This window comes from Phenylobacterium hankyongense, from assembly GCF_003254505.1.
Classification (GTDB): Bacteria; Pseudomonadota; Alphaproteobacteria; order Caulobacterales; family Caulobacteraceae; genus Phenylobacterium; species Phenylobacterium hankyongense.
The window spans coordinates 3,298,831-3,319,452 of record NZ_QFYP01000001.1; the positions used below are offsets into that span (position 1 = coordinate 3,298,831).

The window sequence follows — 20,622 nt, forward strand, 5'->3', positions numbered from 1 at the left end:
CGCCGTCGCGAAACGGCGCCTCGGCCTTAGAACTCGAACTTCAGCCCGGCCACGTAGTAGCGCCCGACGACGTCGTAGAGCGACTGCTGCGAGGGGTAGAACTCGGTCGGTTGTCCGGTCGAGGGCATGAACACGAACTTGTTCGTCAGGTTGGTGACGTTCGCATAGGCCGTGAACTTGTGGCCGCGCACTTCGAAGTCGTACGCCGCGTTCAGGTCCACGTAGGTGACCGCCGGGATCTTGTTGTCGGTGTAGTAGACCCCCGGGGTGGTGGTGCGGGTGACCGCGCCCAGGTAGCGGGCCTGCACCCCGAAGCTCAGCGGGCCGTCGGTGTAGGTGGCGCCGACATTGACCTTGTTCTTCGGGATGAAGGTGACCAGGCCGGCCTCTTGGACCGGGGCCACGCCCGGGCCGGACTGCGCCTTGAAGCTCGGCGTGTAGTTGCCGATCAGCCGCAGGTCGACCCGCGCATTGGAGCTGGAGAAGAAGCGGTCCAGCGGCAGGCGGTAGTTCGCCTCGTAGTCGATGCCATGCATGTAAATCATGGCCTGGTTGAACGGCACCGTGATCAGGTTCGTCGGGAAGTTCGCGGCCGAAGTATCGGAGTAAGGCAGCGGCCGGACGATGTACTGGCAGATGCTGGCGGTGCCGTGGCTGTTCTCGCACTGCTGGTTGAGGTCAGTGGTCGTGAGCTTGGTGATCGCACCGCGGATCGTCAGGTCGAAGTAGTCCAGCGAGGCGCTGAAGCCCGGGATGTAGTCAGGCTGCCAGATCACTCCCAACGTCGTCGTACGACCGATTTCCGGCTTCAGGTTCGGATTGCCCATGCTGAGCGTGATCGTGTTGGTGTTGGCGCCGGTGTGGATGTCGTTGAACGTGCCGCGGGTGGCGGACGTCCCGGCGAACAGTTCATAGAGCGTCGGCGCGCGGATATCCTGCGAGAGGTTGGCGCGGACGCGCAGTTCGTGGATCGGGGTCCAGCTGGCGCCGATCTTCCACGTATTGACGCTGCCGCTGACGCTGTAGTCGGTGTAGCGGGCGGCGCCGTTCAGATCGAGGCTCTCGGCGAACGGCACGTCCCGCAGGATCGGCACGGCGACTTCGACGAAGGCTTCCTTGACCGACTCCTGACCGTTGGCCTTGCCGACGTTGGTGCTGTTGTACGTCAGGACGAACGGCGAGACGGTCGTGCGCAGGCCGGTCTGGTCGATCGGCGTGCTGGGATCGTTGTTGCTCTCTTCGACCAGGGTCTGGTGGCGCCATTCCGCACCGACGGCGGCCTGGATCGGACCGGCCGGGAGTTCGAAGACCGAGCCGGAGATCTGGCCCGCGAAGTCGTCCTGCTTGTTCCGCACCTGGAACTGCGAGACGCCCAGGATGTAGTTGTAGGCCGCCGCCGAGGGCGCGCCGTTGCCGAACGGGTTCCAGGGAACGCATCCGGGATAGAGGCCCGGATTGGTGATGCTGGTGCGGCAGACGATATTGCCGTTCGGACCCTTCACGGCGTCGAGCGCCGCGTACCAATGGGACTGGTTGAAGTTGCCGTAGTGGTCGGTGCGCAGCAGCGAGTCGCCGTGGGAGTAGTTGATCCCCCAGTTGTAGTCGCCGATCTTGCCGGTCAGGCCGGTGAGGAACGTGTAGACGACGTTCTTGGTGACGGCGCGCTTCGGCGGCTGGTCGGCCTCGATGCGGCTGGCCGTGAACGGGCCGGTCATCGCCGCGGCGACGCTGGCCGGCAGGAAGGCGTTGTCCGGATAGATCTTGAACGCGTTCAGCTGGGTGCCGGCGGCGACCGTGACGTACTCGGAGTCGCCTTCGGAGAAGCTGAACTGCGAGAACGCGTGGATGTCCGGGGTCAGCTCGTAGTCGAACCGGCCGAACGCCTGGTTGGTGTTGAGGCTCGACGTCAGGGTCGCGCCGTAGGCCACGCCGCCCTCGCCGCCGACGTTGAAGTTCGCCGTGCCCGTGGGCGTGCCCATGTTGGGCTTGTACGGCGTGCCGTCCGGCATGAAGGCGAAGCCGACGCAGCAGGCCACGCCGTTGATCGTCGAGCCCGGGGCGAACGAGCCCGAGTTGATGAAGGTGCCGTAGGTGGCGTTGCCGAACCGCACGTTGTTGGTCGGCGTGTAGGGGTTGCTCGCGGTGCCGTTGCCGGTTTCCACCCAGCCGCCGCCGAGATCAGCGCCGTTCGGCCGATCGGCGTTGCTCTTGATGCCGGGCTGCTCGAAGTGGTCGAGGCTGAACTCGAAGTGGCCCTTGCCGTCGTTGAAGTTGGTGCCGCCGGCGAGGCTGAACTTGAACTGCTCGTCGTCCGAGTACTGCGAGATGCCGGTTTGCACCTGGCCCTTCAGGCCATTGAACTTGGTGTCGAGGATGAAGTTGATCACCCCTGACACGGCGTCGGAGCCGTAGGCCGCCGAGGCGCCGCCGGTGACGATGTCGACGCGCTGAATCAGCGCCTGCGGAATGATGTTGGTGTCCACCGTGCCGTCGAAGCTGGTGGGCGGCAGGCGCTGACCGTCCAGCAACACTAGGTTCTCGTTCGAGCCCAGGTGGCGAAGGTTCAGGTAGTTGCCGGCGCTGGGCGTGCCGGCCTGCGTGCTCTGCGCGTTGGAGCCGGCGGTGGCGGCGAATTGCGGCAGCTTCTCGAGGCCGGCGGAAATGCTCTCCGGGGCGCTCTTCTGCAGTTCTGTGGTGCTGACGACGGTGACCGGCGTCGGCGCGGTGTAGCCGTTGGCCACGATGCGCGAGCCGGTGACGACGACTTCTTCGACGTCCTTGGGGGCGGCGTCTTGAGCGAAGGCGCTGGTGGCCATCGCGAAGGTGCTGGCGCCGACGAGCAGCGCCGCAAGGCTATAGGACTTCATATTCCCTCCCGATCCCGAGCGATCGTGTCTGAGATGATTTCCGCCCCTCGGGAGTGGCGGGTTCACCGTGTTGTTGAGCGATCCGATGGCGGAACGCCGTGCGTCAGAAGCTGGCTACTGTATACAGATAGGCCTGTAAAGACGGTGTTCCGCTACCGAAACAAGTTCCTAGCGGGGTGTGGCGCCGGCGACCTGGCTGTCGGGCAATGTGAAGGCGTAGAGGCTGTCGCCGGCCGCCATCAGCATCCACTGCTTGCCGTCGAGCATGTAGGTCACGGGACCGTTCGACTGGTTGGCCGGGGCCTTGTAATGCCAGAGGATTTCGCCATCCGTGGCGCGGTAGGCGATCATGTTTCCCTGGTCGTCGCCGGTGAAAAGCAGGTTGCTGGCGGTGCTGATCAGGCCCGGCCCGATGGTGCTGCCGGCGCCGTGGATGTTGGGATAGACGTGTTCCCAGGCCCGCTTGCCGGTCAGCGGATCGATAGCCAGCAGCACCCGCTGCGATTCGCCGAGGCCGGCGACTGTGCCGCTGTAACCGGCCGGCTTCGGGCTGGTGTCCAGCAGGTAGTAGATGTTCATGCCCCGCATGGAGTTCACGTAGAACAGGCGCGAGGTCTCGCTGTAGGTCGGGTTGAACCAGTTGGTCGGGTTGTTGTTGCTGATCGAGCCCTCGACCTTAGGGTCGTCGTTACGGTCGGAGATCGGTTCGCCGGTGACCGGATTGCGGCCCTTCACCCATTTGATGTCGTCGATGTAGGGCTGCGACACCAGGAACTTGCCCGTCACCCGGTCGAGGGTGACGAACCAGCCGCTGCGGGCGGCCAGCGACAACAGCTTGCGCGGCTTGCCGTCCACCGTGGCGTCGAACAGCACCGGCATGTTGGTGTTGTCGAAGTCGTGGGTGTCGTGCGGCATCGACTGGAAGTGCCACTTCAACTTTCCGGTATCGACGTCGAGCGCGACGATCGAGGCCGTGTAGAGGTTGTCGCCCTTCCGGCCCTGGCCGGCGTAGACCGGGTTGGCGTTGCCGGTGCCCCAGTAGATCGTGTTCAGCTCGGGATCGTAGCTGCCGGGCATCCAGGTCCCTGCCCCGCCGCGCAGCGAGGTCGCCACGTCCGGCCAGGTCTCGATGCCCGGCTCGCCGGCCGCGGGCGTGGTGTAGAACTTCCACTGCTCGGCGCCGGTCTGCGGATCGAGCGAGAGCAGGAAGCCGCGGATGTCCATGGCGTCACCGCCGACTCCCACCAGGACGTGGTCCTTGGCGACGATCGGCGCGGAGGTGGTGAAGTACTGCTCGCGCGCGTTGGCGATCTCTTTTTTCCAGATCTCCTTGCCGGTCTTGGCGTCCAGGCAGATCACCCAGTCGTCCGGACCCATGAAGTAGATCAGGTTCTTCCACATCCCGACGCCGCGGTTGCCGACGAGGTGGCCGCCCTTGTCGTGCCAGGTGTAGGTCCACAGCCGCACGCCGGTGCGCGCGTCCATCGCATAGACGTAGTTCGGCAGGGTGACGTAGAGCACCCCGTCGACCATCAGCGGCGTGCCCTTGATCACCGGGGTCGGCGCGCCGCGTTGCGGGCCCACGTCGGCGAAGCTGGCGATCCAGGCCGGTCGCAGGGTGTCGACGTTCTTCTCGTTGATCTGGGTCAGCGTCGAGAAGCGCCGGCCGCTGAAGTCGCCGTTGAACGTCGGCCAGGACCCGACCGGCGGCTGGCCGACCTTGGACATGTCGAGGGTCTGGGCCTGCGACGGCGCGACGGCGAGCAGGGAGACGGCCAGGGCCGCGGCCCAGGCAGCGGATTTCACGCTCATTTCAGCGTCTCCAGATAGGTCGTGACGTCGGTCATGTCCCGGTCCTTCAGGGTCCTGGCCAGCTCGCGGTGCGCCTGCAGGGGATCGACGATCTGCACTTTCACGTCCTTGCCGCGGTTGAAGGCGTGGACCGCGCCGGCGGCATCGACGATCACCACCTGGAAGTCGTCCACCTGGCGCACCCGGCCCTTGAACACGCCGGTGGGCGTGGTCACCGTGGCCTGGAAGGCGCGCGGCCCGTCGGCCGGGTCGCGCGGCGGGAAGATCCAGTTCCGCTGCAGGTCCAGCGGCCGGTACTTGGCGCCGAGCCCCTTCAGGTCGCCGGTCAGCGAGTGGCAGCTGGCGCAGTTCTTCTTCACGAAGGCCGCGCCGCGCTTCTTGTCGCCCACCAGGATGTTGTTCTTGTTCTCGTAGGTGCCCCGGTTGGCGATGAGCTCGACCTGCTGGTGGAGGAACTCGGTGATGTCCACCCGGTCGCGGTCGGACAGGCCGGCGAAGGCCGGCATGCCCTTGTCGGGCCGCCCGACCTTGAGAAACGGCGCGAGCTTCTCGCCGTGGTCGTCGTCCAGCACCAGGGAAGAGTGCACCAGGCTGGGCCCGATGCCGCCGCGACCGGTCTCGCCGTGGCAGGCGGAGCACTGGGCGACGAACAGGGGCTGGCCGCGGGCGGCGGCGGCGGCGTCCGGCGCGGTTCCGAGGCCGAGGAATTCGCGGGTGGACTCTGCGCGCTGGGCGGCCGTTCCGCCGCGGCGACCCGCGGCGGCGGGAGCCTTGCCCTGCGCGGGCATCGGCGGCGGATCGTCAGCCAAGGCGACGCCGGCGGCGAGGGCAAACCCCGCCGAGAGCAGAATCAAACGGCGCATGTAGGCTCCTGTGACCTCGTCCTGCCCTTGAATTTCTTGTCGGCCCCGGGTCAAGAGAGCCTGCTCGGGCGCGGCGCCGTCGAGCGACGGCTCCAACACTCCAGGCTAGTCTTGCCCCGACGGTTTCGTTGACCGGTTGGCTTGCTTGAACATAGTATACAGTTGTCGTCAACTCCCTGCGCGGGCGATCTCGCCCACACCGGCACTGATGTTGCGACGCCCGCGTCCCGCGGAACAGGCCCTGGGGAGGCCCTGCGACACTGCGGCCGCGCCCCGGGTAATCTGGAGAAGTGAATGAAACCGTATGTTCGCGTCGCGGCGCTGGCCGCCCTGGCGCTCGGCCTGCCGCTCTCCGCCTGCGGCAAGCGTAGCGCCGCCCCGACCGCGGCGGACGGAGCTGCGGCGCAGGGCGCCTATCGGGTCTATGTCACCAACGAGCGCTCCGATGACCTGACGGTGATCGACGGGGCGAGCCGGCAGGTGGTCGCCACGATCCCGCTCGGCAAGCGCCCCCGCGGCATCCGGCTCAGCGCCGACGGCCGCACCCTCTACATCGCGCTGAGCGGCTCGCCGATCGCCGGCCCCGGGGTCGACGAATCGAAGCTGCCGCCGCCCGACAAGGCGGCCGACGGGATCGCCGTGTTCGACGTCGCCAGCGGCAAGATCCAGCGGATCATCAAGGGGGTTTCCAACCCCGAACAGCTGGCCGCCTCGAAGGACGGCCGGCTCTACGCCGCCGACGAGGACGCCGGCAAGTTGATGGTGCTCGACATCGCCACCGGCCGCACGGTGGCGCAGATCCCGGTGGGATCGCAGCCGGAAGGCGTCGCGCTGACCCCGGACGGGAAGCAGGTCTGGGTGACCTCGGAAGGCCAGTCGCAGGTCACCGCGATCGACACCGCGACGCTGAAGCCACTGACCGCCATCCCGGTGGGCGAGCGGCCGCGCAACACCGCCTTTTCGCCGGACGGGCGCCGCGCCTTCGTCGCCGGCGAATCGAACCGGGTGATGAAGGTGATCGACACCCAGGCGCTCACCACCCTCAACACCACCACCCTGGCCGGCGAGACCCTAAAGCCGATGGGGATGGCGGTCTCCAACGACGGCCGGACCCTCTACGTCTCCGCCGGGCGCGGCGGCCAGGTCCTGGCCCTCGATGCGGCCTCGCTCAGCGTCCAGGGCGTCGCCCAGACCGGCGGCCGGCCCTGGGGCGTCGCGCTCAGTCCGGACGGCAAACTGCTCTACAGCGCCAACGGCCCCGCCAATGAGGTCAGCGTCATCGACACTGCAACCATGAAGGTCATCGCCACCGTGAAAGCCGGAACCAGCCCCTGGACCGTCGCCGTCGTCCCCACGGTGCGCCCGTGATCGCCCGCCTGGCTCTGGCCTCGCTGGCCTGCCTCGCCCTCGCCGGCCCGACCGTCGCCGCCGAGGCCTCGCGCGCGCCCTACGGCGTCACGAAGACCGGTGAGGCGGTCGAGGCGATCACCCTGAAGAACGACCGCGGCATGACCGTGCGCATCCTGACGCTCGGCGGCATCATCGACGAGGTCCGCACGCCGGACCGCCACGGCCGCCTCGCCAACGTCATCGTCGGCCTGCCGGACCTCAAGGCCTACGAGGCCAACGGCTCGTTCAACAGCATCGTCGGCCGCTTCGCCAACCGCATCGCCGGCGGCGGTTTCACGCTCGACGGCGCGACCTACAAGCTGCCTTCCAACCCCAAGGGCATCGCCATGCACGGCGGCCCTCACGGGTTCGGAAGCCGGATCTGGCAGGCCCGGCCGTTCAGCGGCCACGGCCGCGCCGGCGTCACCCTCTCCTACCGCAGCGCCGATGGCGAGAACGGCTATCCGGGCGCCCTCGACGTCAGCGTCACCTACACGCTCGACGACAAGAACGCCCTGCGCCTCGACTACGAGGCGAAGACCGACAAGCCGACGATCGTGAACCTCACCAATCACAGCTACTTCAACCTGGCCGGCGACGCCGCGCGGGACGTCTACGACCATCGGCTGCAGATCTTCGCCGACCGCTACACGCCCACCGACGAATCCCAGATCCCGACCGGCGAGTTCGCCTCGGTGGCCGGCACGCCGTTCGACCTGCGCCAGCCCGCCCGCATCCGCGACCGCGTGGCCTCGGCCCACCCGCAGATGTTGCTGGCGCGCGGCTTCGACCAGAATTTCGTGGTGCGGAAACAGCCCGGCGATCCCCTGCCCCTGGCGGCGCGGCTGGAGGATCCGGACAGCGGACGGGTCATGGAGATCCGCACCACCCAGCCCGGCGTCCAGGTCTACACCGCCAATGGCTTCAACGGCTCGCAGCTGGGGTCGGGCGGCGGCGCCCTGCGCCAGGGCTACGGCGTCGCCTTCGAAACCGAGCACTATCCCGACAGCCCCAACAAGCCGCAGTTCCCCTCGACGGTGCTGCGGCCGGGTCAGGTGTTCCGCGAGTCGACGGTGTTCAGCTTCCCGACGCCGGTCCGGCCAGCCGCTCGGCATGCCAGCGCAGGTGGTCAGCCATGAAGGTGGAGACGAAATAGTAGCTGTGGTCGTAGCCCGGCTGCATCCGCAGGGTCAGCGGGATGCCCGCCGCCTCGCAGGCCTGGGCCAGCAGCTCGGGCTTCAGCTGGGTCTTCAGGACGCCGTCGGCCTCGCCCTGGTCCACCAGCAGGTGGTCCAGGCGAGCGCCGTCCTCGATCAGGGCGGTGGCGTCATAGCGCCGCCACGCGGCCTCGTCGCGGCCGAGATAGCCTGCTAGCGCCTTCTCGCCCCAGGGGCAGCGCATCGGGCTGGAGATCGGCGCGAAGGCCGAGACGCTCCGCCAGCGGCCGGGGTTCTTCAGCGCCAGGGTGAGCGCCCCGTGCCCGCCCATCGAATGGCCGGTGATCGCCTCGCGCGCCATGTCGACCGGGAAGTTGGCGGCCAGCACGTCGGGCAGTTCCTGGACCAGATAGCTCTCCATCCGGTAGTTGGCGGCCCAGGGCGGCTGGGTGGCGTCGAGGTAGAAGCCGGCGCCCAGGCCGAAGTCGTAGGCCCCCTCGGGATCGTCCGACACGCCCTCCCCGCGCGGACTGGTGTCCGGCGCGACGAGGATCAGGCCGAGCTCGGCGCAGGTCCGCTGGAATTGCCCCTTCTCGGTGACATTGGCGTGGGTGCAGGTGAGACCCGAAAGGAACCAGACGACCGGACAGGGCCCGGCCTCGGCCTGTGGCGGCAGGTAGACGCTGAACACCATGTCGGTGCCCGTCTCCCGGCTCTTGTGGCGGTAGACGCCCTGGACGCCGCCGAAGCTGCGCGCCGTGGAGACGGTTTCGATCCTCACGTCAGTAGACCACGACGCTGCGGATGCTCTCGCCCCGATGCATCAGGTCGAAGGCGTCGTTGATCCGTTCCAGCGGCATCTTGTGGGTGATCATCGGGTCGATCTCGATTTTCCCGTCCATGTACCAGTCGACGACCTTCGGCGTGTCGGTGCGCCCGCGCGCGCCGCCGAAGGCCGTGCCCTTCCAGACCCGCCCGGTGACCAGCTGGAACGGCCGCGTGGCGATCTCCTTGCCGGCCTCGGCCACCCCGATGATGATGCTCTCGCCCCAGCCGCGGTGGCAGGCCTCCAGCGCCTGGCGCATGACCGTCGTGTTGCCGGTGGCGTCGAAGGTATAGTCCGCGCCGCCGTCGGTCAGCTGGACCAGATGGGCGACCAGGTCGCCATCCACGGTCTTCGGGTTGACGAAGTGGGTCATGCCGAAGCGCCGGCCCCACTCCTCGCGATCGGGGTTGAGGTCGACGCCGACGATCATTCCCGCGCCGACCATCTTCAGGCCCTGGATGACGTTCAGCCCGATGCCGCCGAGGCCGAAGACGATGCAGTTGGCGCCCGGCTCCACCTGGGCGGTGTTGACCACGGCGCCGACCCCGGTGGTCACCCCGCAGCCCACGTAGCAGGCGGTCTCGAAGGGCGCGTCGGAGCGGATCTTCGCCACCGCGATCTCCGGCAGGACCGTGAAGTTCGAGAAGGTCGAGCAGCCCATGTAGTGGAAGATGGTCTGGCCCTTGTAGGAGAACCGGCTGGTCCCGTCCGGCATCAGCCCCCGCCCTTGCGTGGCGCGGATCGCGGTGCAGAGGTTGGTCTTGCGCGAGAGGCAGCTTTTGCACTGCCGGCATTCCGGCGTGTAGAGCGGGATCACGTGGTCGCCCGGCTTCACGCTGGTGACGCCCGGCCCGACCTCGACGACGACGCCGGCGCCCTCGTGACCGAGGACGGAGGGGAACAGGCCCTCCGAGTCCAGGCCGTCCAGGGTGTAGGCGTCGGTGTGGCAGATCCCGGTGGCCTTGATCTCCACCAACACCTCGCCGGCGCGCGGTCCCTCGAGATCTAGCTCGACGATCTCCAGGGGCTTCTTGGCTTCGAAGGCGACGGCGGCGCGGGTCTTCATGACGATCCTGTGGGCTGCGTGAGTCGCCGGGACCATTTCCCATGCTGGCGGTAATGTGAAGGGCCCGGATATCGGGCCGCCCGGCCGCGCGGCAACAGAGCGCCGCTGTCGGCGTTACAAGACCTATGATCGACCCACACGACCTTCCCCCCGACGAACGCGAGGTGCTGAAGTCCGCCCTCGACCGACCGCTGGCCGAGCGCGATCCCGTCACCGTCGGCCTATGCCTGAGGCTTTGCGGCCGCAGGCTCCTGCAGCGCGCCGGCGCCGCCGCCCAGGCGAACGGATGGGACGGCTCGCCCCACGCTTTCGTCCTCACCCGCGAGGGCTGGGCCTATCTGAAGGCCGAACACCGACGCGCGCCGCTTCGGCGCACCGGCTGATAAATGCCAAGCTTAGGCCGGCACCATAGCCGATCTGAGGACCGGCTCATTTTCAATTGATCGGTAATTTCCGACTTCACGAAGATATTCCGTTTCGATCACATTTTCGGAACCAGCAGACCAGACCTCGGTTGCTGCACGCGAGCCGCGCCCACCGGGCCGCTCCGCCATTCGCAAGCTGAGGAGACCTGCTCGATGTCACCGAGATCTTCGCGTACAGCCCTGCTCGCCGCGGGCGCCGTCCTGGCGGCCTCCAGCCTGATGGTGGCCGGCTGCTCCAAAAAGACCGACACCACGGGCGCCGGCGCGACCACGACAACGACGACGACGGACACGACCGGCACGGCGGGCACGGCCGGCGGCATGGCGGACACCTCCGGCGCCGCGGGCACGACCGGCGCGGGGAGCACGACCGGCTCGACGAGTTCCGGCGCGAGCGGCGCGGGCATGAACTCCGGTTCGACCGGAACCACGACCAGCGGCTCGGGGACGACCGGAGCCACTCCCGGAACCGCGGGCTCGACAGGGACATCGGGCTCGTCCGGTTCAAGCCCGCACTGACACCGTTCCCCTGGAGCGACGGCGCGAGCCGGCCCTTACGCCGGCTCGCGATCCCGTATCAGTCGTCGGCGACGAGCGAGAGCGGCCGCGACACCTCTTCCAGCGACTGCCGCTCGGCCGAAACGCCCAGCACCAGCTCGGTGACCGCCGCGCCCAGCATCAGGACGCCGCCGAGCAGGTAGCCCATGAAGATCTGCCCCCGCTCCCCAGTGTCGATCAGCATCCCGAACAGCGCCGGACCGCCCACCCCGCCCAGCAGGGTGCCGAAGGCGTAGAACAGCGAAATGGTCACCGCCCGGATCTCCAGCGGGAAGAGCTCGCCCACCGTCAGATAGGCGGCGCTGGCGGCCGCCGAGGCGAAGAAGAAGATTACCGTCCAGGCGATGGTCTGGCTGCCGGCGGTGAGCAGGCCATGGGCGAACATCCAGCCGGTCAGGATCAGCAGCGCGCCCGCCAGCCCGTAGGTCCCCGCGATCATGGTCTTGCGGCCGAGGCTGTCGAACATCCGCCCCAGCAGCAGCGGCCCGGCGAAGTTGCCGAGCGCGAAGGGCAGCATGAACCAGCCGATGTTCCGCGGCTCGACCCCGTAGAACTTCGTGAGAATCAGGGCGTAGGTGAAGAAGATGGCGTTGTAGCAGAAGGCCTGGGTGGCCATCAGCACCACGCCCAGGAACGTCCGCCGCGGATGGGTGCGGAACAGGCTCCCGGCGATCTCCATCCAGCTGGTGGGGCCGCGGCTGACGAAGCGCAGCTTCGGGAAGGGTCGGAACATCGCCGGCAGGGCGCGGTGGCGCTCCACCTTCCGCTCGATGTCGCGCACGATCGCCTCGGCCTCCTCGGGCCGGCCGTGGGTCATCAGCCAGCGTGGGCTTTCCGGGATGAACCGGCGGATGAAGATGATGATCAGCGCCAGCAGCCCGCCGGTGACGAAGGCCAGCCGCCAGCCCCAGGCCTGCGGGACGAGGTCCGGGTCGAGCACCACGATCGAGCCGACCGCGCCCAGCGCCGCGCCCACCCAGAAGCTGCCGTTGACCGCCAGGTCGGTGTAGCCGCGCCGGCGGGCCGGGATCAGCTCCTGGATGGCGGAGTTGACCGCGCCGTACTCCCCGCCGATGCCCGCCCCGGTCAGGAAGCGGAACAGCATGAACGACCAGAAGTCCCAGGAGAGCCCCGTGGCGACGGTGGCCAGCAGGTAGACGCCCACGGTGATGGTGAACAGCCGGCGTCGCCCGAGCGTGTCGGTGAGCCGCCCGAACACCAGGGCGCCGAGCACCGCGCCCAGGATGTAGGCGCTGCCGGTGTAGCCGATCTGGGCCGCGCTGAGGTTCAGCGCCTGGCGCCCGGCGATCGCCGGCGACAGCGACCCGACCAGCGTCACCTCCAGCCCGTCGAGGATCCAGGTGATCCCCAGCGCCACGACCACCAGCCAGTGGAACCGGCTGAACGGCAGCCGATCCAACCTCGCCGGCACATCCGTGGCGAAAACCTCCCCCGCTTGCCGCATCCCGCCTCCCGCTACTCCCGGTTGGATGACAACGCACACAGGCCAAGCTTGGGTTCCCGAAGCCATCCAGTGTATGCGCCGCTGATGGCTTGCGAAGAGATCCTGGTCGACGCCCGCGGGCACCGCTGCCCGGTGCCGACGCTGCGGCTGCGGCGCGCGCTGGAGGCGGCGGCGCCCGGCGCGCGGGTGCGGCTGCTCGCCGACGACCCGCTGGCGCGGATCGACGTGCCGCACTTCGCCGCCCAGGCCGGCGCCGAGGTGGTCGAGCAAGGCGAAGCCGGCGGTGTGTTCAGCTTTCTGGTGGCGAAACCACCGGCCGCGCGCCCCTGAGGTCGGGCAGCAGCGGCTTGCTCCGCGCCGCCTGGGCGTCGATCGACAGCTCCACCTCGGTCGCCAGGGCGCCGCCGAAGAAGATGGCGTTCACGTTCCACGACAGCCAGATCAGGAACACCACCACGGTGGCGATGGAGCCGTAGGTCGCGCCGAGCTGGGCGACCTGCTCGACGTAGAAGGCGATGGCCCAGGAGGCGAACAGACAGAGCACCGCCGCCACCCCGCCGCCGAGGAACGAGGCCCGCCAGTCCACCGGCCGCCGCGACATGGCGAAGCGGTAGATGAAGGCCATGCCCAGCGTCAGCCCGGCGCTGGCCCAGGTCCACTCGCTGTAGAGCCAGGAGACCCCGCGCAGGGGCCGCAGGGCGAAGGCCGAGCCCATCACCCGCAGGCCGAAGAACGCCGCCGAGATCACCGCCAGGCCGGCGAAGGTGGCGACCAGCACCACCAGGGCCATGAGGTTGAAGCCCACGAAGCCGCGCGGCTCGTCCTCGTCATGGATGAACGACAGGCCGGCCAGCAGGGCCTTGAAGCCGCGGTGCGCGGCGTACATGCCGATCAGCAGGGCCAGGCCGCTCTGGGTGGACATGGCGCCGTGCGGCGCATGCGCCAGTCGCAGCAGCTCACTCTGGAAGATCTCCCGCGCGCCCGCCGGGATCAGCGTCGACAGCGCCTCGCCTTCGCGGGCGGCCTGGGCCGGATCGGAGAGCAGGCTGTAGAGGCTGATCAGGATCGCCAGCGCCGGGAAGATGGCGAGCATGGCGAAGAACGAGACGCCGCCGGTGTACAGCATGACGTCGCGGCCCCACAGGCGCGTCAGGGCCTTGCCCAGCACCTGCAGGGTCACCCGCAGCCAATAGAGCGGATCCCAGTCGACCTCGCGCAGGCGCTGCAACTGTGGCCGGATCCTCATCGCCGCGGAAGGTGGTGAAGCTCGCGCACTCTGGCAAGCCTTGAAAAATGGAAACGGCGCGCCACCGGTTTAGGGGTGGCGCGCCGCCGATGGGCGTGTCGTTCCATCAGGTGGTCCGCCGCTTCGAGGGACGGGAGAGCGCGACGAACAACCTTGGGGCACATTGCAGTCCGGCGGCTGAACCCAACCTGAACGTAACCTTCAGGAAACAGGCTCCACGGCGATCGCGCCGGCGGCGGCCAGCCGCTCGATGTCGGCGGCCGATAGGCCCCAGTCGGCGAGCGCGCTGCGATCGTGGGCGCCGATCGCCGGCGGCGGCCCCTGGATGGCGCCCGGCGTGGCGGAGAACCGCGGCGCCGGCGCGGGCTGGGTGACGCCGGCGACCTCCACGAAGGTCTCGCGGGCGGCGTTGTGCGGGTGGTTCGGGGCCTCGTCGAGGTCGAGGACCGGGGCGAAGCAGACATCGGTGGCGTCCATGATCGCGCACCACTCGGCCTGGGTCTTGCGGGCGATCACCGCGGCGAGCTTCTCGCGCAGCTGCGGCCAGGCCGCGCGGTCCATCTGGCGCGTGAAGTCGGGGTCGTCGACGCCGGTCTTCTCCAGCAGCAGGGCGTAGAACTGCGGCTCGATCGAGCCGATCGAGATCCATTTGCCGTCGGCGCACCGGTAGGTGTCGTAGAAGTGCGCCCCGCCGTCCAGCAGGTTGGCGCGGCGCTGCTCCTGCCACATGCCCGAGGCCTTGAAGCCGTAGAACATCGCCATCAGCGAGGCGGCGCCGTCGCTCATGGCGCAGTCGATCACCTGCCCCTGCCCGGTCTCGCGGGCGTGGATCACCCCGGCCAGCAGGCCGAACGCCAGATAGAGCGCGCCCCCGCCGAAGTCGCCCACCAGGTTCAGCGGCGGCACCGGCTTGTCCTGCGTGCCGATGGCGTGCAGCGCGCCGGTGATGGCGATGTAGTTCATGTCGTGGCCGGCGGCGTTGGCGTAGGGGCCGGTCTGTCCCCAGCCGGTCATCCGGCCGAACACCAGCTTCGGGTTGCGCGTCAGGGCGACCTCGGGCCCGAGGCCCAGGCGCTCCATGACCCCGGGCCGGAAACCCTCGATCACCGCGTCGGCCTTCTCCATCAGCTGCAGGCAGGTCTCGATGGCCGCCGGCGTCTTCAGGTCCAGCGCCACCGAGCGGCGGCCGCGGGCGGTGACGTCGGAGGGCGCGCCGCCGCGCGCGCCCTTGCGGTCGATCCGCACCACGTCGGCGCCCAGGTCGGAGAGCAGCATGCCGCAGAACGGACCGGGACCGATGCCGGCGAACTCCACGACCTTCAGCCCGGTCAGCGGTCCCTGGCGCATCTCGTCACTCCCTGTTCGAGGCCAGTAAAGCGCCCTGCCCCTCGGTCAGCCAACCTCCCGGCGACAAATTTGGGGTCAGCCGCCGCCGGGCAGCGACTGGCCGTCGTCGACGGTGATGACGCTGCCGGTGATCGCCCGCGCCGCGGGACCCGCAAGCATCAGGAAGGCGGCGTCGAGGTCGCTGGCGTCCATCAGCCGGCGGCGGGGAAAGGCCTTCAGCTGCTTCTGGCCGCCGTCGGTCCTGAACCAGTCGGCGTTGATGTCGGTCTCGATGTAGCCGGGGCAGAGCGCGTTGACGGCGATCCCGCGCCGCGCCCACTCCCGCGCCAGGCTCTGGGTCAGCATGGCGACCGAGGCCTTGGAGGCGCAGTAGGCCGCGAGCCCGGGCAGCACCGTGTGGCTGGCGATCGAGGCGATGTTGACGATGCGCCCCTCCCCGCGCCCGGCGACGCCGGAGGCGATCATCCGCCTGGCCGCCTCGCGCGCCGCCAGGAAGGTCCCGCGGACGTTGACGGCGAAGGTGTTGTCCCAGTCCTCCACGGACACCTCCAGCGCCAGACCCTCGCCGCCGACGCCGGCGTTGTTCACCAGGATGGTCAGCGGGCCGAGCGCGGCCTCCGCCTCGTCCAGCGCCGGTCCGATGGCGGCGGCGTCGGCGACGTCGAGCCTCAGCGCCAGGGCCCGGCCGCCCTCGCCGGCGATCTCCCGGGCCAGGGCCTCGACCCGCTCCAGCCTGCGCGCCGCCAGCGCCACGGCGGCGCCTTCGGCGGCCAGCAGGCGGGCGAAATGCGCGCCGAGTCCGCCCGAAGCGCCGGTCACGATGGCCACCTGTCCGGCCAGCAAACCCGCCATTCCACCCTCCCGCGACGCCGCGACTCTGCTGCAACCAGGCCGCGCGGTCTATTCTGCCCACTTCCACCCGTGCGCGATTCCGTGCTTAGCACGGCGGGTGGTGGCTTCAGGGATGGGGGAAATGGCGCAAGGCGTCCAGGCGCGGGTGTTGATCGTCGCGCGTGACGACGTCCTGGCGGGTCCCCTCGCCGAGGGGCTCGACCGGCTGGGCTGGCGCACGATCACCGCGCGCGGCCAGTACGCTGCCATGGCCAGCCTCGGCGACCTGCAGATCGAAGCCGCGATCATCGACCTCGGCCAGGGCGGCGAGGAGGTGCTGGCGCTCGCCAAGCGCCTGAAGGCCGCCTGCGCGCCGCGCCGCCTGCCGGTGATCGCCATCGGCGATCCCGACCCGTCGCTGCAGACCCACGGCTTCGACCTCACCCTCGCCGCCCCGCTGCATCCCTCGCAGGCTGCGATGCGGCTGGAGAGCCTGGTGCGGCTGGCGGTGTCGGAGGAGGAGTTCGAGCTGCGGCTGGAGACCTTCGCCGACCGCGGCCGGCGGCTCGACCTGCCGGATCCGGACGTCTCGCCCCTTCGGGTGCTGGCGATCGGCGAGCCGGCCCCGCAGTTCCTGGCGCTGTCCAACGCCCTGACGCAGCGCGGCGCCGACGTGGTGGGCGCCTTCACCGCCTACACCGCCTTCGACTACCTGCACGAGCGGGCCTTCGACGCGGTGGTGCTGTGGGCCGGCGAGAACCCGCAGGAGGCGCTGTCGATCGCGGCAGGGCTTAGGCGCAACACCCGCCTCTACCACACGCCCGCCCTGCTCTACATGCGCCGCGAATCCTATGTGACCACCTCGGAGGCCTACCATCGCGGGGTCTCCGACGTGGCGTCGCCCGAAACGCCGGAGGACGAGACCGCGCGCCGCGTCCTGGAGCTGGCGCGCAACTACCGCCGCCAGACCTCCGTGCGCCAGGCGCTGGAGAAGGCCCGCAGCTCCGGCCTGATGGACGCCGCCACCGGCCTCTTCACCCGCGACCTGTTCGCCGCCCACCTGGCGCGCCTGGCCCAGGCCTCCCGGGTCCGCAACCGGCCGCTCTCGGTCTGCGTGCTGAAGGTCTCCGACCGGCCGGAGGTCAAGGCGGCCCGCGTCGGCGGCTGGCTGGACCGCGCCATTCCGCAGATCGGCTCGATGATCGGCCGGCTGGTGCGCGTCGAGGACACCGCCGCGCGGCTGGGTCCCGAGGTGTTCGCCCTGGCCCTGCCTGCCACGCCCCTGCTCGCCGGCCGCGCCGCGGGCGAGCGGATCGCCGCGGTCATCGGCTGCACTGCGTTCGAGGCCGGGGACGGCAAGCCGCCGTTCGTGGCCGACTTCGACATCGGCGTGGCCGAGGTGGGGTCCGCCGACACCGCCGGGCGCGCGCTCGAGGAAGCCGCCCTCCAGGCGCAAGGACTCAAAGCGAGCTGATGCACGGCTACCCCGGCAATGTGGGCTACGGGGCCTACCTGTTCCCGCTGGTGTTCATCGCGCTCGCCATCCTGCGCAACGCCCGGGTCCGCAACCTGAAGGTCGAGCGGCTGTGGATCGCGCCGCTGATGATCCTGGCCGCCACGGTGCTGTCGTTCAGCCAGCAGCAGGCGCCGGGCCCGGTGATGATCGCCGCCGACATCGCGGCCCTGGCGGCCGGCGCGGCGCTCGGCTGGTGGCGCGGGCGGTTCACCAAGATCACCGTCAACCGCGAGACCCATGCCCTGACCAGCCAGGCCTCGCCGGTGGGCATGCTGCTGATCCTGGGGATCTTCGCGATCCGCATGGGCCTGCGCACCTATGCGGCCGAGAACGCCAGCGCCCTGCACGTCTCGGTGACCGACATCACCGACGCCTTCCTGCTGCTCGCGGTGGGCCTGGTCTGCGCCCAGCGCTTGGAGATGGCGCTGCGGGCGACCCGGCTGGTGAACGAGGCTCGCGCCTCCAACTAGGTCGTATACTCATAACGCTCAAAGACGCCCGCGAGGTAGCGACCCCGATAAGCGGTCTCTCTGAATGTCTGAGATGGGTGGAATGCCGCCGTCCCTCTTTCGTCGGATGCAGCGGCCAACATTGCCCACGCAGCGTCGCTACAATCATGTAGCAGCATCATTCTAAAAGCTGTATCTGCAGGATGATGAGCCCTGACGACGTCGCGATGTTCTGTTTCGGCCACCGCAGCCGTAAGGCCGCGCGGGCGGTCACCCGGGCGTTCAACCAGCGGCTCAAGCCCCTGAACCTCCAAATCACCCAGTTCATCCTGCTCGGGGCCATCGCACGGGAGGGCGACCGGTCCATCGCGGCCTTGGCGGATGACGTGGGCGTAGAGCCCTCCGCCGTGCTGCGGAACCTCAAGATTCTGGAAGAGCGGGGGCTGGTGAGCAATTCGGGCGGTCGCGGTCGGGGTGGCCGGAAGGTGCGCGTGACCGAGGCCGGCCGGGCGCTGATCGCCGGCAGCATGCCGGCCTGGCGGCAGGCGCAGGCGGATCTGGCGGCCCTGCTGGACGGCCGCGCCGACGAGACGCGGGAGGCGCTGGTGCGGCTGGAGCGGGCCGCGCTCGCGCTGGAGCGATCGGAAGGATGAGTACGATGCGTCGAGTGGTGGTGACCGGCCTGGGCGTGGTGTCGCCGCTGGGCGTCGGAACGGAGGCCGCCTGGGCGCGGCTGTTGGCGGGTCGTTCCGGGATCACTCGCCTGCCGGCGGACTTGGCGCCCGACGTGCCGGCGCAGGTCGCCGGACGGGTGCTTTCGATTGCGGAGGACTCGGAGGCCGGCTTCGACATCGACGCCGCGGTCTCGGGGAAGGACCAGAAGAAGATGGACCGGTTCATCGCCTTCGCCATCGCCGCGGCGGACGAGGCGATCGCCCAGGCCGGATGGGCTCCGCAGGACGAGAGGCAGAAGGCCAGAACGGCCACGGTGATCGCCACGGGGATCGGCGGCTTCCTGGCGATCGCGGAGGCCGTGCGGACCACCGACGAGCGCGGCGTGCGGCGGCTGTCGCCGTTCACGGTCCCGGCGTTCCTCGCCAACCTCGCCGCGGGCTGGGTCTCCATCAGGCACGGGTTCAAGGGACCGCTCGGCGCGCCGGTGACCGCCTGCGCGGCGGGGGTCCAGGCGATTGGCGACGCGGCGCGCATGATCCGGGCGGGTGAGGCCGACATCGCCGTCTGCGGCGGGGCGGAGGCCACGATCGACCGCGTGAGCCTGGGCGCCTTCGGGGCGGCCCGAGCTCTGTCGACCGGCTTCAACGAGGCGCCGGAGAAGGCGTCGCGGCCGTTCGACCAGGCCCGCGACGGCTTCGTCATGGGCGAGGGTGCGGGCGTCATGGTGATCGAGGCGCTGGAGCACGCCGAGGCGCGGGGCGCGAAGATCGTCGCCGAACTCGTCGGCTATGGCACGAGCGCCGACGCGTACCACCTGACCGCCGGACCGGCCGATGGCGATGGGGCGGCGCGATCCATGCGCATGGCCCTCGATCAGGCGGGCCTTGCGCCCGAGGCGATCGGCCATCTGAACGCCCACGCCACGTCCACGCCGGTCGGGGACAGGGGGGAGCTGGCGGCTGTCCGCTCGGTTTTCGGCGAGAACGGTCCGGCCATCAGCGCCACCAAGTCGGCCACCGGCCACCTCCTCGGGGCGGCCGGCGGGTTGGAGGCGATCTTCACGGTGCTCGCCCTGCGGGACCAAGTGGCGCCGCCGACTCTGAACCTGGAGACTCCCGACGCCGCTGCCGCGGGCCTCGACCTCGTAGCGCTCGAGGCGCGGAAGGTCGGCTTCGATTATGCCTTGTCCAACGGCTTCGGGTTCGGCGGCGTGAACGCCAGCGCGATCTTCAAGCGCTGGCAGGCATGAATAGCCGACCTCGCAGCTACATCATTGGCTCCATCGATCAGGTCGGCGCAGCCATTCAGGCCGCGTGACGGCGGACCTCCCGAAGGGCTGCCACGGGTCGAAAGGCGCTATTAGCCCGCGACCGCACAGCAGACGTTGGGCCAATCTGCCAAGCAGCGGACCTTCCGAAGGTCGGCAGGGTGGCAAGCGGACGTCTCGAAGTTAAGCTGACGCATGGCCGCTCCGCCCCTCTCGATATTGTTTGACCTGGACGGCACCGTCGTCGACTCCAAGCCCGGCATCCTGGCGAGTTGCAGCGCGGCTCTCCGCTCGCTGGGGCATCGGCCCGACGGCCTGGACGTCGGCAATCTGATCGGCCCACCGCTGGAAGAGGTCCTGGCCGAGGTGCTGGGCCGGTTCGGCGACGACCGTGTGGCCGAGGCCGTGCTCGCCTATCGCGACCACTATGGATCGGCTGGCTTCCGCGAAACGACGGTCTATCCAGGGCTGGCGGCCGCGCTGGACCAACTCCTGACCCGGAAGGCGAAGCTGTACATCGCCACGTCGAAACGGAGGATCTTCGCCGAGCAGATCCTGGAGCACCTCGGTCTAATCGATAGGTTCGCGGGTGTGCACGGCTCCGAGCCCGGCGGGGCCCTCGACAGGAAGGCCGACCTGATCGCCGATGTGCTTCGGCGACATGAACTGAGCGCGGACCGATGCCTCATGGTTGGAGACCGACGCCAGGATGTGGAGGGCGCGCGGGCGAACGACATTTCCACGGTCGGCGTCCTGTGGGGCTATGGCGACCGCGATGAACTCGAATCCGCCGGCGTCATGCAGATCGCCGCGGACCCCGCCGATCTGATCACGATCGCGAAGGGCCACGGCGAAGGGTAGCG

General features: G+C 69.3%; 19 protein-coding genes. 9 read left to right on the forward strand and 10 right to left on the reverse strand.

What is annotated here, in order from left to right; all coding sequences use genetic code 11:
* Positions 1 to 26: 26 nt before the first annotated feature.
* The 3 genes from DJ021_RS15880 to DJ021_RS15890 form a co-directional block, all read right to left on the reverse strand.
* On the reverse strand, positions 27 to 2,867 hold the full coding sequence (locus DJ021_RS15880) for a TonB-dependent receptor domain-containing protein (RefSeq protein WP_111458474.1): 2,841 nt from the start codon (positions 2,865 to 2,867) through the stop codon (positions 27 to 29).
* 168 nt (positions 2,868 to 3,035) lie between these two features.
* Entirely contained in the window at positions 3,036 to 4,679 is a 1,644-nt protein-coding gene (locus tag DJ021_RS15885) for an outer membrane protein assembly factor BamB family protein (protein ID WP_111458475.1), read from the reverse strand.
* Positions 4,676 to 5,542, reverse strand: coding sequence for a c-type cytochrome (locus tag DJ021_RS15890; protein WP_111458476.1), 867 nt, complete (start codon positions 5,540 to 5,542; stop codon positions 4,676 to 4,678). The genes DJ021_RS15885 and DJ021_RS15890 overlap by 4 nt, the downstream gene beginning before the upstream one ends.
* Before the next feature lie 294 nt (positions 5,543 to 5,836).
* Here DJ021_RS15890 and DJ021_RS15895 point away from each other — a divergent pair, with 294 nt between their 5' ends.
* Both DJ021_RS15895 and DJ021_RS15900 read left to right on the forward strand, forming a co-directional pair.
* The gene (locus tag DJ021_RS15895; RefSeq protein WP_111458477.1) at positions 5,837 to 6,910 is read left to right on the forward strand and encodes a beta-propeller fold lactonase family protein; all 1,074 of its coding nucleotides are present in this window, start codon (positions 5,837 to 5,839) and stop codon (positions 6,908 to 6,910) included.
* Positions 6,907 to 8,070 (forward strand): aldose epimerase family protein, encoded by a 1,164-nt coding sequence (locus tag DJ021_RS15900; protein ID WP_207801862.1) that lies wholly within the window; start codon positions 6,907 to 6,909, stop codon positions 8,068 to 8,070. Before DJ021_RS15895 ends, DJ021_RS15900 begins: the two co-directional genes overlap by 4 nt.
* Here the strand turns inward: DJ021_RS15900 and fghA are convergent.
* Both fghA and DJ021_RS15910 read right to left on the reverse strand, forming a co-directional pair.
* A complete protein-coding gene (fghA, locus tag DJ021_RS15905; protein WP_111458478.1) occupies positions 8,009 to 8,869 on the reverse strand; it encodes an S-formylglutathione hydrolase in 861 nt (286 codons plus the stop codon). The two genes, DJ021_RS15900 and fghA, sit on opposite strands and share 62 nt — an antisense overlap.
* Before the next feature lies 1 nt (position 8,870).
* Positions 8,871 to 9,980 carry an S-(hydroxymethyl)glutathione dehydrogenase/class III alcohol dehydrogenase gene (locus DJ021_RS15910; RefSeq protein WP_111458479.1) on the reverse strand — a complete coding sequence of 370 codons (1,110 nt, stop codon included), beginning with the start codon at positions 9,978 to 9,980 and terminating at the stop codon, positions 8,871 to 8,873.
* Between the two features lie 125 nt (positions 9,981 to 10,105).
* Between DJ021_RS15910 and DJ021_RS15915 the strand changes: the two genes are divergently transcribed.
* Positions 10,106 to 10,363 (forward strand): hypothetical protein, encoded by a 258-nt coding sequence (locus DJ021_RS15915; protein ID WP_111458480.1) that lies wholly within the window; start codon positions 10,106 to 10,108, stop codon positions 10,361 to 10,363.
* Between the two features lie 98 nt (positions 10,364 to 10,461).
* Here DJ021_RS15915 and DJ021_RS15920 read toward each other — a convergent pair whose 3' ends face one another.
* Positions 10,462 to 10,866: a hypothetical protein gene (locus tag DJ021_RS15920; RefSeq protein ID WP_111458481.1), complete on the reverse strand. Its 405-nt coding sequence runs from the start codon at positions 10,864 to 10,866 to the stop codon at positions 10,462 to 10,464.
* A 116-nt stretch (positions 10,867 to 10,982) separates the two neighbouring features.
* Positions 10,983 to 12,428 carry an MFS transporter gene (locus DJ021_RS15925; protein ID WP_111458482.1) on the reverse strand — a complete coding sequence of 482 codons (1,446 nt, stop codon included), beginning with the start codon at positions 12,426 to 12,428 and terminating at the stop codon, positions 10,983 to 10,985.
* 84 nt (positions 12,429 to 12,512) lie between these two features.
* On the opposite strand from DJ021_RS15925, the gene DJ021_RS15930 reads away from it, so the two are divergent.
* Positions 12,513 to 12,758, forward strand: a complete 246-nt coding sequence (locus DJ021_RS15930) for a sulfurtransferase TusA family protein (RefSeq protein WP_111459140.1) — start codon at positions 12,513 to 12,515, stop codon at positions 12,756 to 12,758.
* On the opposite strand, the gene DJ021_RS15935 is transcribed toward DJ021_RS15930, so the two are convergent.
* From DJ021_RS15935 to DJ021_RS15945, 3 genes are all read right to left on the reverse strand, one after another.
* The gene (locus DJ021_RS15935; RefSeq protein ID WP_424444029.1) at positions 12,718 to 13,656 is read right to left on the reverse strand and encodes a YihY/virulence factor BrkB family protein; all 939 of its coding nucleotides are present in this window, start codon (positions 13,654 to 13,656) and stop codon (positions 12,718 to 12,720) included. The genes DJ021_RS15930 and DJ021_RS15935 overlap by 41 nt on opposite strands.
* A 219-nt stretch (positions 13,657 to 13,875) precedes the next feature.
* Positions 13,876 to 15,021 (reverse strand): CaiB/BaiF CoA transferase family protein, encoded by a 1,146-nt coding sequence (locus DJ021_RS15940; RefSeq protein WP_111458484.1) that lies wholly within the window; start codon positions 15,019 to 15,021, stop codon positions 13,876 to 13,878.
* Positions 15,022 to 15,096: 75 nt separating this feature from the next.
* Positions 15,097 to 15,873, reverse strand: coding sequence for an SDR family NAD(P)-dependent oxidoreductase (locus DJ021_RS15945; protein ID WP_111458485.1), 777 nt, complete (start codon positions 15,871 to 15,873; stop codon positions 15,097 to 15,099).
* A 121-nt stretch (positions 15,874 to 15,994) separates the two neighbouring features.
* On the opposite strand from DJ021_RS15945, the gene DJ021_RS15950 reads away from it, so the two are divergent.
* The 5 genes from DJ021_RS15950 (at position 15,995) to DJ021_RS15970 (ending at position 20,620) form a co-directional block, all read left to right on the forward strand.
* Positions 15,995 to 17,326: a diguanylate cyclase domain-containing protein gene (locus tag DJ021_RS15950; RefSeq protein WP_111458486.1), complete on the forward strand. Its 1,332-nt coding sequence runs from the start codon at positions 15,995 to 15,997 to the stop codon at positions 17,324 to 17,326.
* Positions 17,326 to 17,838: a CcdC protein domain-containing protein gene (locus tag DJ021_RS15955; protein ID WP_111458487.1), complete on the forward strand. Its 513-nt coding sequence runs from the start codon at positions 17,326 to 17,328 to the stop codon at positions 17,836 to 17,838. Before DJ021_RS15950 ends, DJ021_RS15955 begins: the two co-directional genes overlap by 1 nt.
* Positions 17,839 to 18,020: 182 nt before the next feature.
* Positions 18,021 to 18,470, forward strand: coding sequence for a MarR family winged helix-turn-helix transcriptional regulator (locus DJ021_RS15960; protein ID WP_111458488.1), 450 nt, complete (start codon positions 18,021 to 18,023; stop codon positions 18,468 to 18,470).
* Positions 18,471 to 18,475: 5 nt separating this feature from the next.
* Positions 18,476 to 19,741, forward strand: coding sequence for a beta-ketoacyl-ACP synthase II (gene fabF / locus DJ021_RS15965; protein WP_207801863.1), 1,266 nt, complete (start codon positions 18,476 to 18,478; stop codon positions 19,739 to 19,741).
* 213 nt (positions 19,742 to 19,954) lie between these two features.
* Positions 19,955 to 20,620, forward strand: coding sequence for an HAD hydrolase-like protein (locus DJ021_RS15970; protein WP_111458490.1), 666 nt, complete (start codon positions 19,955 to 19,957; stop codon positions 20,618 to 20,620).
* Positions 20,621 to 20,622 lie beyond the last annotated feature (2 nt).

Coding starts and splice junctions, on each gene's coding strand:
- DJ021_RS15880 (WP_111458474.1), bottom strand. CDS start 2,867: ATGAAGTCCTATAGCCTTGCGGCGCTGCTCGTCGGCGCCAGCACCTTC.
- DJ021_RS15885 (WP_111458475.1), bottom strand. CDS start 4,679: ATGAGCGTGAAATCCGCTGCCTGGGCCGCGGCCCTGGCCGTCTCCCTG.
- DJ021_RS15890 (WP_111458476.1), bottom strand. CDS start 5,542: ATGCGCCGTTTGATTCTGCTCTCGGCGGGGTTTGCCCTCGCCGCCGGC.
- DJ021_RS15895 (WP_111458477.1), top strand. CDS start 5,837: ATGAAACCGTATGTTCGCGTCGCGGCGCTGGCCGCCCTGGCGCTCGGC.
- DJ021_RS15910 (WP_111458479.1), bottom strand. CDS start 9,980: ATGAAGACCCGCGCCGCCGTCGCCTTCGAAGCCAAGAAGCCCCTGGAG.
- DJ021_RS15915 (WP_111458480.1), top strand. CDS start 10,106: ATGATCGACCCACACGACCTTCCCCCCGACGAACGCGAGGTGCTGAAG.
- DJ021_RS15925 (WP_111458482.1), bottom strand. CDS start 12,428: ATGCGGCAAGCGGGGGAGGTTTTCGCCACGGATGTGCCGGCGAGGTTG.
- DJ021_RS15930 (WP_111459140.1), top strand. CDS start 12,513: ATGGCTTGCGAAGAGATCCTGGTCGACGCCCGCGGGCACCGCTGCCCG.
- DJ021_RS15940 (WP_111458484.1), bottom strand. CDS start 15,021: ATGCGCCAGGGACCGCTGACCGGGCTGAAGGTCGTGGAGTTCGCCGGC.
- DJ021_RS15945 (WP_111458485.1), bottom strand. CDS start 15,873: ATGGCGGGTTTGCTGGCCGGACAGGTGGCCATCGTGACCGGCGCTTCG.
- DJ021_RS15950 (WP_111458486.1), top strand. CDS start 15,995: ATGGCGCAAGGCGTCCAGGCGCGGGTGTTGATCGTCGCGCGTGACGAC.
- DJ021_RS15955 (WP_111458487.1), top strand. CDS start 17,326: ATGCACGGCTACCCCGGCAATGTGGGCTACGGGGCCTACCTGTTCCCG.
- DJ021_RS15960 (WP_111458488.1), top strand. CDS start 18,021: ATGATGAGCCCTGACGACGTCGCGATGTTCTGTTTCGGCCACCGCAGC.
- fabF (WP_207801863.1), top strand. CDS start 18,476: ATGCGTCGAGTGGTGGTGACCGGCCTGGGCGTGGTGTCGCCGCTGGGC.
- DJ021_RS15970 (WP_111458490.1), top strand. CDS start 19,955: ATGGCCGCTCCGCCCCTCTCGATATTGTTTGACCTGGACGGCACCGTC.